A 13814-nucleotide genomic window follows, 5' to 3' on the forward strand; every position below is an offset into this window, starting at 1 on the left:
TAGGGGAGCTCACAAATGCCGAAAAAAGAAATCAATGTTGTCGGTGCCATCATTGTGGACGGACGCAAGATCTTGGCTGCGCAGAGGAGCTCCATCATGTCGCTTCCAGGCATGTGGGAGTTTCCCGGTGGCAAGATCGAAGCCGGTGAGACTCCCCGCGAGGCTCTTGTCAGAGAGCTTCAAGAAGAACTGATGTGTACGGCTGAAATTGGAGAGGAAGTCGCCTCGACCCGATACGAATACGATTTTGGGTTCGTCACACTAACTACGTTTTATTCGAAGCTTGTCGACGGCAGTCCCAAGTTGACTGAGCATTCGGAAATTCGGTGGATAGAAGCGGGCGAACTCGATTCGGTGGAATGGGCTCCAGCTGATATACCTGCTGTTGAAATGGTGGTGCATGATTTCTCAATGATCGAGGAGTAGGCGTGGCAACAGTTCCAGAGCACGTTCAGCGAGATACTGCGTTCGGGTTCCTCGATCGGACTTCCCCCGCTGAAAAGCTCTTCAACCCGATGTTGGTTTCGAACTTCGAGGCCAACACCATGCATAAGACCATCCTCGAGGAACTGAGACGCTCGAAGAACTTCACGTTCTCAGTCGCTTTCGTCAGCTCAGATGCGATCGCATCATTGAAACAACCCCTCGTTGAGTTCCCAGGTCAAGGCCGAATCATCACTTCAACTTACCTAGGGTTTAACTCGCCGGAGTCCTTCCGAGAACTGATGAATCTCAACGATCTCGGAATTGAAGTGTACGTCTACGAAGACGACGCCAGGGGCTTTCATCCCAAAGGTTTCATCTTCGAACAAGAAGCTAGCACTACCGCGATCGTAGGTAGCTCCAACCTCACATCTCGTGCACTCAAACGCAATCACGAATGGAATCTCCGCTTTTCGGCGCTTCCAGACGGCGACATCGTGCACCAGTTGTCCGCTGCAATCGAGACGCAGCTAGATTCATCAACGATGCTCACGGACGACTGGATCCGGAAATACGAGGCAACCTATGTTCCGCCACAGTCCCGCACCGCCTTTGAAGGCTTCCAGATTCCAACGCAGGGCTTCGGTTCACAGATTGTTGCTAACGCCATGCAGGCCGAGGCGCTCGTGGAGATTCAGAAGGTTCGCGATGCCGGCGAAGACAAGGCCCTGGTGGTATCGGCAACCGGAACCGGCAAGACGATTCTCGCCGCGCTAGACGTGAAGGCAGCGAATCCAAGGCGCGTTCTCTTCGTCGTGCATCGGGAACAAATACTCGACCGCGCAATCGAGGAGTTCACCAAAGTCCTCAATCTCCAAGATGGTGAAGTAGGCAAGTACGTAGGGGCGAAAAGAGAGCTTGACCGTCGGATTGTGTTCGCTACAGTGCAATCTTTGGGGTCTATCGACAAACTTCAGCAAATCCCTCGAGACCACTTTGACTACATACTCATTGACGAAGTTCATCGCGCCGGGGCACGGATGCACCAGAACATTATCCAATACTTCAAACCAGACTTCATGCTCGGAATCACTGCTACTCCAGAACGGTCTGACGATTTCAACGTCTACAGTCTGTTCGATTACAACGTGCCCTACGAGATTCGACTTCAAAAGGCGCTCGAGGAGGACATGCTCGCGCCGTTCCACTATTACGGAGTCACCGATTTCGAGAAGGACGGCGAAGTTATCGGTGATACAAGTCAGCTTCGTACCCTTGTTGCTCCCGAGCGAGTAGCCCATCTAATCCAGGCAATAGAACGTTATGGGCACGTGGGGGACCCGGTTCGAGGCCTCATGTTCTGCAGCCGCAAAGATGAGGCTCGCGAACTCTCAATGCTACTCAACCAGAACCAAGTCCATGGCAAACGTCTCCGAACGCGAGCTCTCACCGGTGAAGACTCGGTTGAAACTCGTGAAGGAGTAGTCGCCCAGCTTGAAAACGGAGAGCTCGACTACATCATCACCGTCGATGTGTTTAACGAAGGGATCGATATTCGGACCGTTAATCAAGTGGTCATGCTGCGGCAGACTCAGTCGAGCATCATTTTTACTCAACAGCTAGGCCGCGGCTTGCGAAAAGCTGCTGGCAAGAGTCATCTCATCGTTATCGACTTCATCGGCAACTACACGAATAACTTCCTCGTTCCAATCGCGCTGTTCGGAGACAGCAGTCTGAATAAGGATTCTCTCCGAAAGAAGATGATTGAAGCTCAAGATGTTGGTGCGGTTTCTGGACTCTCAAGCATCAATTTTGATGCAGTTGCAAAGGAACGAATCTTCAAGTCGATCGAGTCCACACGTCTGGATAGCCTGAAGAATCTCAAACAGTCGTTTAGGGACCTGCATACCCGACTCGGTAGGCCACCGATGCTGATGGACTATGCTCGCTTTGATGTTGTTGACCCAGTCGTAATAGCAAGCGCACGTGGCAATTATTGGAAGCTGCTCAACGCGTTCAAAGTCGTCGATGACCAGCCTTCTGATCGAGAAAGTCAGATCCTGTCGATGGTCAGTCAGGAATTTCTGAACGGCAAACGACCTCACGAACTTCTGTTACTCGAACAACTAGTGAGTGCAAGAGCGCCCATGACAGTGAACGACCTTCGCTTGCTCTTTGACCAAAAGGAAACGACCTCAGACCAAGCCACCGTCGACTCCATTGAAAGAATCTTCAACTTTGAATTTTTCACTGAGGGCGATCAGAAGAAGTACGGCGCTCCGATCGCCGATTGGACAGACGGCAGGATCACCCCGACCTCAGAATTTCTGGGATTGCTTGAAAGTTCGTCAAGCTTCGTAACTCATTTGGATGATGCAATCGAGACAGGGCTCTTCTTGTCCCGTCACCGGTACCGCTGGGACCAGCGTTTAGAGGCCGGGAAGAAGTACTCGCGCAAAGACGTTTGCAGATTGCTCAATTGGCAAAGTGATCAAAAAGGGACGATGTACGGGTACAAAGTCGACGTCTTCTCCAACTCGTGTCCAATCTTCGTGACTTATCACAAAAATGACGACGTGTCGGCGAGCACTTCGTATGAAGATTCATTCATCAGCGAGAACACGCTGCGCTGGTTCACACGCAGCAAGAGGACATTGCAGAGCAAGGAAGTCCGGTCCATTGTGAACAATGAAGTCCCATTGTATCTATTTGCCAAGAAGGACGACGCTGAAGGCACAGACTTCTACTACCTAGGCCAGGCCACGTCCTCGGACCCAGTCCAAACGAAGATGCCTGGGGAGAATGGGAAGAGTCTGGACGTTGTCACGATGGACCTCAACTTGGAGTATCCCATTGATGCAGCGCTCTATGACTATTTGACGACAGGTCCGGCAGCCGACTCGACAAGGGATCGTGGATCGGGCGCCCCTTCCGTCGACCTAATCCACGAAGAATCACCGATTCAATACGAATACAACGACGATCAGAAAGACAAGTTGTTCTAGCGATGAGGCTGCCGGGCAGCCGGATTTCTCCAGTGCCGACAGCCAATTCGATAGGTCAATGTCTCTCACGCTAAAGTCGCGAGCCAATGTGAGGACTCGTACTCGTCTGACATAGTGGCTTAGGGTCCGGGCGCTATCAGAGGAGCGGCCCGAGCGAGCATGCCGCTGGATTGTGTCATGAGCCCATCATGGGCCGTATTTTTTGCGAGTGTCTCTACGTTCGGCGGCAAACGCATCGCCGCTGTCGCGAACCATAGTCCCAATCCGTAGAGGCGGCTCTGATGACCGTCGGTCGGGTCGAGGACCTTGACCAGGGTGAATGCCTACGACTCTGAGGACAGTTCCGAAAGGCACTCCGATAGCCAAGACGCTCGCCCATCCTCGGCGGGGTCTGAGCCATGAGATTGGCTTCGGGCAGGCCAGGCGAGAGCGATGTTCAGTGGTCGATTTTGACGTACGTACCCGCCCTACGACCAGTCCAGGTCCCGTTGTCCACCACATGCTCGCCGCCGACGAAGACGTCGTCGATCCCAAGCGGGGGCAGCGTCGGCTGATCGAATGTGGCATTGTCCTTAACGCCTGCAGGATCGAAAAGCACTAAGTCAGCGATATGACCGACCTTGATTCGACCTCTTCGCTCGAGTCCGAAGATTTCAGCTGGCAGCGACGTCATGCGACGAACCGCTTCGGCGAGTGGGATGACGGCCTCATCTTTCACGTAGTGCTCGAGAACGCGAGGGAAGGTGCCATACCCACGCGGATGGGGGTGTCCACCAGTGCCGACGGGGAGACCGTCGGTTCCAATTGTGGTAAACGGGTCGCGTAGGGCAGCCCGCACATCCGGCTCATCCATCGCATGCACGATCATCGTCGCCTTCAGCTCTTCCTCCCGCAGAATCGTGGCCACAGCGACGACCGGATCCGCGTCCATCCGGTGGGCGATTGAAGCCACCGACTCACCTTCGAACCGGTGCGAGGCAGTCGACGCAACGACAACTCTCTCCCATCCGGCTTGACGGCCGTAATTTTCAAACGTCGATTTCGGGTCTGCGATGTGCCTACGGGCTGTATCCACGATTTCTGCGGACTGGAGACGGTCGAATAGCTGAGACGACCCACCGTCATGCATCCAAGGGGGAAGCAAGGCGGAAAGCATAGTGCTCGCAGCCGTATACGGATAGATGTCCTGGGACACTCGTACTCCCTGGGCGCGCTCGGAACTGAGGCCATCGAGCACTCCAGCGAGCTTGCCGGGGCTGTGTCGATCAGCCATTTTGAGATGGGAAATGTGGCATCGCACCCCCGCCGCCTTGGCGATCGAAAGCGTCTCCTGGACACTATCCGCCAGAAAGCGACTCTCGTTGCGCATGTGGCTCGCATAGACGGCGTCGGGAGGAAGGCGTCGAGCAAGACGGAGGATCTCCTCAGCCGAGCTAAAGACGCCCGGCGGGTAGATCAGTCCCGTCGATAGTCCAGCGACGCCCATGTCTAACGCTTCATCAACGAGAGCCTCCATGCGTGTCATCTCGACCCTGTTTGGTGTTCTGTTCTCAGATCCCATGGCCGCAATCCGGATCGTATTGTGTCCGATGAGCGACAAAAAATTTGTGACGAACTCACCGTGTTTCAGCGCTTCAACATACTCTGGAAAGCTCCTCCAGGCAGATTGTCGGGGCGGAAAGATCCGTTCGACTAGAGAGTCGTAATCTGCGAGGTGATCCTGAGTGACCGGTGCCAGACTGAACCCGCAGTTTCCGTTGATCTCGGTCGTGACTCCCTGCAAGATTTTCGAGGTATCGTCCTCTGCAAGCAGGGGTGCGTGATCGGCATGGGCATGTGTATCGATGAATCCCGGACTGAGAAGCCGGCCGTCCGCATCGAGTCGATGGATATCTGATCGAACACCGACACCGCGGGCAGATGTAATAGCTGCGATTAATCCTCCCTCGATGAGGAGGTCCTTCGGTTCGGTCGATATAGTTTCGCCATCGGCGACGAAAGCATTGGAAATCAGAGTACGCATACTCACGCAGCCTTTCTCAGACGCACTTCTCGCGCCATGATCCGTGGCAATATGACCAGGCCCGCCACAGAGACGACGAGTAGCCCAACCATCGTGAGCAGACCAATGTGAGTGCTTCCGGTGGCCTCCTTTACGAATCCCATGAGGGTCGGCGCGACGAACCCGCCGAGGATGCCGATCGTATTGATGAACGCGATTCCGCCCGCGGCGGCGGTGCCACCAAAATGTTGAGCAGGGACCGCCCAGAACACTGTGTAGGCTCCCCAGATTCCGGCGATGGCTAGGATTAGTGCGCTGAATGAGACTAGGAAATTCGAGGCGAAGAACGTAGCAATCATGAGTCCGATGATGCCCAGCGTCGTCGGTACGATACTGTGCCAGGTCCGCTCCTCGAATCGATCGGAACTTCTCGTGAGCAACACCATGACGGGAATAGTTACCAGATATGGGACGGATGAGAGAAGTCCATTGGCGAAGGTGTCTGTGACGCCGTTCTCGAGGAGGATCGTCGGCAACCAAAAGCTAACTGCATAGATTCCGCACATGATTCCGAAGTAAGCAATCGCCATCACATACACAGTGGGGTTCTTGAGTGCGACAAGAAAGCTGCTCGTGTGTTGACTAGATCGGGTAGTCGCGAGGTGGTTGGATACGATCTCTCGTTCGCTCTCGTTGAGCCATGAAGCGTGTTCGGGGCGATCAACCATGAACCTCCAAAACAGTAGCCCGAGAACGACGCACGGCAAGCCCTGGATAAGGAACATCCACTGCCACCCTGCCAACCCTCCGAGGTTGTCCGTCGCGGCGATGATCATGGCCGACCCTGCCGACCCGAGAATGGCCCCGATGGGTCCCGCGAGCATATAGATGCCCATTGCTGAGGCCATCCTCTTCGCGGGATACCAGTATGTGAGGTAGAGGATGATTCCCGGCGCGAACCCTGCTTCGAAGATGCCGAGTAGGATTCTCAGGACGTAGAAGGTCGTCTCATTGGTGACGAAGAGCATGGCCGCCGAGGTGAAACCCCAGAGGACCATGATCCGCGTTATCGTCTTGCGCGCACCAATTCGATTCATGAGCAGATTGCTCGGGATTTCAAGACCCGCGTAAGCGAGGAAGAACAGCCCGGCGCCGACTCCGAAGACGGCTTCGGTCAATCCAGGGATATCTGCTTGCATGTGAAGTTTGGCGTAACCAATATTGACGCGATCAAGGTACGCGAATGTGTAGCAGATCAGGAGGAACGGTAGCAGCCTGCGATTGATCTTCTTGAAGACTGCAGCCTCTTTGCTCGTATTCAGTTCGGTGTCGGCGACATTGCCTGTGAGCGACATGGTTTCTCCTCTCGGCACTGAGAACACACTAGTCCCGGGTCATCAGAATCCTTCCAAACGACTGAAAATGCTGATCTGATGGTGAAATGTGTATGAAATGATCGTTTGATAGGAAAGGGGCGTTTGAATGAGTGGTTGCACCGTGAACGCGCTCGACCTCGACATTACGGATGCGTTGCAGATCGATCCGCGAGTTCCGTGGCCCGTCATAGGAGAGCTCGTTGAGCGAAGCGGAGTCTCAGTCTCACGACGTTGGCGTCGACTGGCCGCTAATGGGCTTGCGTGGACGGGGATAGCTTTGCACCCGGCAGCGTCAAAAGGGGCATTCATCGAGATGAGCTGCTGGTCTGTGAAGTTCGACGAAGTTGTAGACGCTCTCAGCGAGCACCCGGACGTCATCACAGTTGGTTCGATGACCGGTGACTTCAACCTCTACTGCATCGTCATTGGAGTGACTCTTGAAGGAGTTCTCAAGCGAGTGGACCGTGGTGGGATGCCGGAACTGCAGATATGCGATCGAGTAAGGATCAACATCTTCCACCAGATTGCCGGAGGGGTCGATTGGCGCCAAGGGATCATTGACCTCGAAACGTGGCGAAACAAAGGTGGCTCACATTCCGTGGCGTTCAAAGAATTCGAGAAGGCACGGAATTCCACCGGTGAGTCCGCACTTGCACCATCATCCCGAAATCGGGAGTTGTTTCTCGCGCTTAGTGCCGATGCCAGACGGCCTCTGACGGAAATTGCGGGGATGCTAGGGGCGTCGGCGCCGGCCGTAGCGCGAAGGCTTGGGGATCTCATCAACAAGCGACAAGTAGTCTTCCGCTGTGATATCGCACGTCCGATCTTCGACTTTCCCATCGCGATGGTACTTTCGCTGAAAGTGGCGCCGGAACATGCCGAAGAACTCGCTTTCCGCATCGGAGCCTGGGAGGAAACTCGATTCTGCGCCTCCGTTGCGAGTACCGCGAATCTCATCGTCGTCGCTGGTCTGCGAAGCCTAGTTGACGGTGAGGGCTTCATGTTGAAGCTCTCCGGTCTTAAACACCCGGCAGAAGTACTGCACCGGGCAATCAATACGCGTACATTCAAGGTGTATGGTCGGCTACTCGACGAGGATGGGCGTGCTACGCGTCATATTCCGGTTGACCCCTGGCTGACCTCGACCGGTGGTTAAATAAACCCACACGATTGGCTCAGGTGCTGAGTCAACAGTTTTCTTCGGCGTCAGGAGCGTCGGATCCGTCGAAACCACAGCGTAGCGGACAAGCCAGCAGGCCGAGTCGATCACTGTACTCGTCCCATCGCTCGTGCATAGTCTTCTTTGACTAGGTCGAAGTGGGTCCAGGTTTCGACCGACGCAACTTCGCTGAACGCTCGTAGATCTTCCATAGTCGAGAGTACCTCGGAGGATGTTGAACCGACTGCTGTGGCGATGAAATCGTGAGCGCCGTGAGATCGCGCGGCGAACTCAATCGATTTGGATTCGAGTATGAACTTCCGTACTGGCTCGGATGGGCCGGCGAGAGTGATGCCTAGGCCAGTTGCGAAACGGTTGGTCGATAAACCGCCGGATTTGATGGCGGCAATACGAATAACTCCAGCAGAAATAAGTCGATGCACCCGTGAACGAACGGCCGACGGCGATCGATGAACCACCTCAGCGAGTGCCCGAAAGCTGGTCCGGCCGTTGTCCTGCAAAGCAGTGATGAGCTCGAGGTCCACCTGGTCCAATGAAATGTTCTGGCGACGCTGAGCGACGAAGAACCCGCGCAGCACATCGACGTACGTCGTGACTCTTATTTCACGAACCCCGGGAATCGTTCTGACCGCTTCGAGAGTTTCGAGCAGCTCCGCACTCGATCCGTGGCGTGATTCGAAAGCCAGGGGCCGTTCTCCGCTGGTAATCGACACGAACACGGCGTTGGGAAACTGAGCAACTGCCTCGGCGACGGGATGCACCGGCCCGTCGATACGAACCATCGAATGTGTGAGCACGTGATGGCCAGCAACTCCAGGATCGAGGGCCGCGACCACTCGCAGCCCTTCGCGGTCAGTGAGGATCCGCAATCGTTCGGCGATGAGGTGTCGAGAAACTCCGAACGATCGTGCCAGGTCGAGCACACTGACACGGCCGTTGTGCTGAAGCATGCGGATGATCGCAGTGTCGAGGTGAGATTCCTCCGTCTGTACCAATGCTCCTCCAAATAGACGGTAGGTGCGAACCATTGCCGTACATTCTTGCCGAAGAGATCGGTCAAGTCGACAGATCGGCAGTTCCGTTCCGATAGATGCGAATCATTCGTTGTGACTCAGGCGGATAACCGTTCTAACATCGCTTCAAGCCCACCGTCGTCAGAGAAATGACATGCAGTCGCGGCCCATCCGAGCAAAGGAGCTCATGATGACCATCCCAGCACCCACCGCACCCGAACGTTCGCACCGGCGAGCGCTCAAATCGGGATTCGCAGCGGCCGTCGGAACGACAATCGAATGGTACGACTTCTACGTCTACGCCACTGCCGCCGCGATCGTCTTCCCTCAGGTCTTCTTCCCTGAAGTCGACCGCACACTTGGCACGCTTGCCTCCTTCGGCACTTACGCTGTGGCATTCTTCGTCCGGCCGCTCGCAGGAATCATCTTCGGGCACATCGGTGACCGACTCGGTCGCAAACCGGCATTGACCATCACCCTCATGATGATGGGCGTTGCGACGGTCCTCGTGGGTTGTCTTCCCGGTTATGACACATGGGGCATGACCGCAGCGGTGCTTCTCATCGTGCTCCGCATTGTCCAAGGACTGGCTGTCGGCGGAGAATGGGGCGGCGCGAGCCTCATGGCTGTCGAAAGCGCTCCACCGAAGTTCAGAACCTTTTACGGAGGGTTCACTCAACTGGGCAATCCGCTGGGCGCACTTCTCTCATCGGGTGCCTTCTGGGCACTCTCGCTCATGGGCGACGAAGTTCTCTTCAGCTGGGGTTGGCGCGTGCCGTTCCTCATCAGCATCGTCCTCATCGCCGTCGGCGTCTGGGTTCGACTGCGTGTCGAAGAGACTCCAGTCTTCCAGCAGAGCGGCTCCAGTGAGTCGACACCGATCATCCATACACTGCGCTTCAACTGGTATCCCGTGCTCCTGGGATTTGGGATGGTTGCGATCGCTTCTGGTGGCTACTATCTCGCAACCACCTATGTTCAGAGCTATGCCACCAGCGAGGAGATCGGACTCGCCGCCTCGATCATCCTTGGGGCGATGACCCTCGCATCCTTCCTCGAAGCAATCGTCACTCTTCCGTTGGCGTGGCTCGGTGACAAGTGGGGCGGAAAGCGCCTCATGTACCTCGGTGTGGGGTTGTCCTTCATCTGTTCTATCCCGCTCATCCTCGCCATCGAGAACCACACGGTGACTTTGATCTACATCTTCGTTTGCGCAATACGCGTGACGATGAGCGCGACCTGGGCACCTCTGTCAGCACTCCTCACTCAGATGTATCGCCCGCAGGCGCGCTACACCTCGATGTCCTTGGCCTATGGCGTGGGTGCCGCCGTATGGGGTGGACTCTCGCCCATCGTCGCGACCTCGCTCATGGCCGCTACCGGCTCAATATGGTCGGTGATCGGCCTCTTCGGATTCCTCTCTGCTGTGGCGTGGATCGCGACGGCACTGGCTCCGCAGCACAGCGATGAAATCGAACCCGCCCAACCCTGACTTGTCACGCACTTTTCGAGGAGATCCCCGTGAGACACCTGGCCACGTATGATGCCCGCGATTCCACCCCTACCCTCATCACCGCCGGAATGATCCGCACGGTCGATCGCAGTCGACCGACAGCCTCGGCGATGTTGATCGGCCGGGGGCAGGTCCTCGCGGTGGGAACTATCACCGACGCCGAGGCGGTCGCCGCCGACTGCGGACTCGAACCCATCCGAATCGACTTCCCCCGGGCCACGATTGTTCCGGGATTCGTTGATCCGCATGCGCACCCGCTCATGTACGGACAGCTGCACACCTGGATTGATGTTTCCCCAGACGCGGCAACCTCGATCCCCGAGATCATTGAGATTCTGCGTCAGGAATCAGCGAAACTCCCTGCCGGTGTGCCCATACGTGGGTACGGATATGAGCAACGTAACCTCGTCGAACGCCGACATCCGACTCGGCGAGAACTCGACGAGGTCTCCCGTGACCGCGAGGTATACATCATGAACGCCTCGGGCCACGGTGGAGTGGTCAATACATTCACGTTCGAGAAGTTCGGTGTCACCCGGAATACTCCGAATCCTGAGGGAGGCGAGTTCTTCCGCGACTCGGAGGGTGAGCTGACCGGCGAACTCTCAGACGCTGCCTGCAATATTCTCACCGGACTGGACGGAGTGAAGATCGGTCACCACGGACCGAACTTCCACCTCGGGGATGAAGCAGCCGAGCATCAGCGGCAACTCGACATCGTTCAACGCGAATTCCTCAAAGGCGGTGTCACTGCTATCGGGGACGCTCAGGTTTCGAAACGTGAGTTCGCTGCCTATCTCGGAATGGCCGACAGAGGTGGGCTCCAGATGCGAGTGTCGATGTATTTCCTCTCTCACCTTCTTGACGCAGTGCTCGACCTCGGTCTCACCGGACCGTTCGGCAACGCCTTCCTCTCCGCCGCAGGTATCAAGCTTTACGCCGACGGAACACTGGGAGGATGGACCGCCTACTTCCCCGACGGGTACCTCGGCGATCCTTGTCGGACCGGTCAGCTTTATCACTCTCCCGAAGACTATTCCGAGCTGCTGCGCCGGGCCCACGACGCTGGCTTGCAGACAGCCACTCATGCGCAATCGCCGATCGCTATCAAGATGGTTGTCGACGCCATCGAAACCGCCTTGGCTAAACGTCCCGATACGGACGCTCGTCACCGGATCGAACACTGCGGACTCCCTGACCCGGTCGAAGTGAAAAGGATGGCTCAGCTGGGGATCAGGCCGGTCAACCAGACTCAGCACTACTACAACTGGGGCGAAGGCGTCGAACAGGCCATCGGAACACCAGGAGAAAGGTTCAACCCGCTGGGGGAGTTCCGGGATGCGGGCGTGCCGATCACCTTGTCCTCGGATGCCCCGGTGGCCGAACCCAGACCTCTCGAAGCGATCCAGGCGGCGGTCACTCGCATCACCCGCCGAGGGCGCAAGCTCGGCCCGGATTCGTTGCGCATTTCGGTAGAGGAAGCACTACGTGCCCACACACTCGAGGGCGCAATCACTTTGGGCAGGGACAACGAACTTGGGTCCTTAGCCGTCGGTAAACGGGCAGATTTCACAGTGCTCGAGGCGGACCTGCTCGAGGTAGCGGGAGAGGAGATTGCGGCTATACCGGTCCTTGAAACGTGGGTCGATGGAGTCTGCCGGTATAGGGCGGACGACGAAATCGCAGTGGCTCGAAGCGGACTGCCAAGATCCGAATCGACTTTGAGTGGGGAGTGAACAAGTGAGCATCAAAGACACAGCACGGGCGTGGATTGACGAGCACATCGGTGAACTCCTCGACTGGCATACCCATATCTGGGAACTAGCAGAACCAGCCTGGCGAGAATTCGACTCGCAGGCGTGGTACGTGCGACGGCTGCGCGAAGAAGGCTTCGAGGTCGAGGATGGTTCAGGTGGAATGCCGACGGCATTCAGCGCCCGGTGGTCGAATGGCCGCGGGCCGACACTACTTACCTATGCCGAGTACGACGCTGTGCCCGGAAACTCACAGGCGGCAACAACTCACGAGGAGCCTCGAGGCGAGCTCTCCCGATTCGCACCTGGACACACGGATCCACACTCGGCACTGGGCATCTCCACCTTGGCCGGGCTACTCGCAACGAAGCACGCCATGACCACCCACGGCATCACCGGCACACTTCTCTATACCGGCGAACCCGCCGAGAAGATGCACGGCTCGAAGGTCGTCCACGGGTTGCGTGGCTACTACGACGTGGCGGACGCGATCGTGTCCTTCCACCCCTTCTACATGTTGCCACTGTGCAATACGGCTCGCTGGGACACTCAATGCGGGGCGTACTACAGCAAGGTCTACTCATTCCTTTGCGACGAACCTGAGACTTGGCGATTGTCCAGCGCGGACCCCCATTCGCCTATCCCGGCTTCGCATTCGGCGGCGCGTGCCCCGGGCGCCAATCTCGCGTTGACACAGATGCTCACTTCCTCGCGATCGATGCTCGATTCGATGCTGCCGGCCACTGGAGGTTGGAGCTTTACCGATGCCATCCTCACCGATGGTCAGGCGACTGCCGATAATCTTCCTCAACGCGTGGCACGGGTGCAATTCTCCTGGCGGACACCGGACATCGAAATGGCCGAGCACGTCTTAGCTGTTCTTGACAGGAATGCGACTGCTGCCGCAATGATGGCCCATTGCTCGGTCGAGGAACGGTGGGTGGCTCGGAGCCGACCGGGGCGCACGAATCATGTGCTCGCGCAGACCCTGTATGACAACCTCGCCGAGGTGGGGCCACCAGTGTACGGATCCGAGGCGGTGGCGCTCGCCCAAGAAGTGCAGCGGAATCTGGGTGTCGAGGTCAGCGCGAAGCCGTTCCTTCCTGAAACGGAACGGCTCATCGAACCGCAGGAGGCCGAACGACAGTTGCGAGAGCAGATGCCCGCATGGCAACGAAACTGGACAAGCGACGACTACGTTGAAATGAGCCACTACGCGCCGCTGGTCAGGTTCTATGTATCGCGGCCTGCGCTCGCCTCGGCGCCTGGAGCTGGACCGTACCCAGGATGGGTGATGAACGCACTCGGCGGGATGCCCGAGCTCATCGCGCCAACGATACTCACAGCTGGAAAGACGATCACAGGGACGTTCCTCGACTTACTCACTTCGCCGGACGTCTTGGCCCAGGCGAAAGAGGAATTTGAGTTGCGGATCGCGGAAGAGCCGATGCCCGCCCTGCTGCCGGCTGATTTTGAAGCCCCGATCGACCTGCCTTGGCCGGACTACCGTGTAGATCGTGGCAGTGGACGTCGTCGGTGGTGAGAGCG

9 protein-coding genes are annotated in these 13814 nt (G+C 56.9%); 6 read left to right on the plus strand and 3 right to left on the minus strand.

Annotated features, from left to right (window positions below; translation table 11 throughout):
* The first annotated feature begins 15 nt into the window (after positions 1–15).
* Both KTJ89_RS14655 and KTJ89_RS14660 read left to right on the plus strand, forming a co-directional pair.
* Positions 16–426 (plus strand): (deoxy)nucleoside triphosphate pyrophosphohydrolase, encoded by a 411-nt coding sequence (locus tag KTJ89_RS14655; RefSeq protein WP_259358240.1) that lies wholly within the window; start codon positions 16–18, stop codon positions 424–426.
* Positions 427–428: 2 nt separating this feature from the next.
* Positions 429–3428 (plus strand): DEAD/DEAH box helicase, encoded by a 3000-nt coding sequence (locus KTJ89_RS14660; RefSeq protein WP_259358241.1) that lies wholly within the window; start codon positions 429–431, stop codon positions 3426–3428.
* Positions 3429–3864: 436 nt separating this feature from the next.
* On the opposite strand, the gene KTJ89_RS14665 is transcribed toward KTJ89_RS14660, so the two are convergent.
* Together KTJ89_RS14665 and KTJ89_RS14670 are read right to left on the minus strand one after the other, a co-directional pair.
* Positions 3865–5451, minus strand: coding sequence for an N-acyl-D-amino-acid deacylase family protein (locus tag KTJ89_RS14665; protein ID WP_259358242.1), 1587 nt, complete (start codon positions 5449–5451; stop codon positions 3865–3867).
* 2 nt (positions 5452–5453) lie between these two features.
* Complete coding sequence (locus tag KTJ89_RS14670) at positions 5454–6785, minus strand: MFS transporter (RefSeq protein ID WP_259358243.1); 1332 nt, start codon at positions 6783–6785, stop codon at positions 5454–5456.
* Positions 6786–7134: 349 nt separating this feature from the next.
* Between KTJ89_RS14670 and KTJ89_RS14675 the strand changes: the two genes are divergently transcribed.
* Positions 7135–7962 carry an Lrp/AsnC family transcriptional regulator gene (locus KTJ89_RS14675; protein ID WP_259358244.1) on the plus strand — a complete coding sequence of 276 codons (828 nt, stop codon included), beginning with the start codon at positions 7135–7137 and terminating at the stop codon, positions 7960–7962.
* A 110-nt stretch (positions 7963–8072) separates the two neighbouring features.
* On the opposite strand, the gene KTJ89_RS14680 is transcribed toward KTJ89_RS14675, so the two are convergent.
* Positions 8073–9014: an Lrp/AsnC family transcriptional regulator gene (locus KTJ89_RS14680; protein ID WP_259358245.1), complete on the minus strand. Its 942-nt coding sequence runs from the start codon at positions 9012–9014 to the stop codon at positions 8073–8075.
* A 175-nt stretch (positions 9015–9189) separates the two neighbouring features.
* On the opposite strand from KTJ89_RS14680, the gene KTJ89_RS14685 reads away from it, so the two are divergent.
* The 3 genes from KTJ89_RS14685 to KTJ89_RS14695 are packed head-to-tail and all read left to right on the plus strand — an operon-like array spanning position 9190 to position 13809.
* Entirely contained in the window at positions 9190–10491 is a 1302-nt protein-coding gene (locus tag KTJ89_RS14685) for an MFS transporter (RefSeq protein ID WP_374990285.1), read from the plus strand.
* Positions 10492–10520: 29 nt separating this feature from the next.
* Positions 10521–12248, plus strand: coding sequence for an amidohydrolase (locus KTJ89_RS14690; protein WP_259358247.1), 1728 nt, complete (start codon positions 10521–10523; stop codon positions 12246–12248).
* A gap of 4 nt (positions 12249–12252) precedes the next feature.
* The gene (locus tag KTJ89_RS14695; RefSeq protein WP_259358248.1) at positions 12253–13809 is read left to right on the plus strand and encodes a zinc-binding metallopeptidase family protein; all 1557 of its coding nucleotides are present in this window, start codon (positions 12253–12255) and stop codon (positions 13807–13809) included.
* The last annotated feature ends 5 nt before the right edge of the window (positions 13810–13814 follow it).

This window comes from Brevibacterium sediminis, assembly GCF_024895295.1.
Taxonomy (GTDB): domain Bacteria; phylum Actinomycetota; class Actinomycetes; order Actinomycetales; family Brevibacteriaceae; genus Brevibacterium; species Brevibacterium sediminis.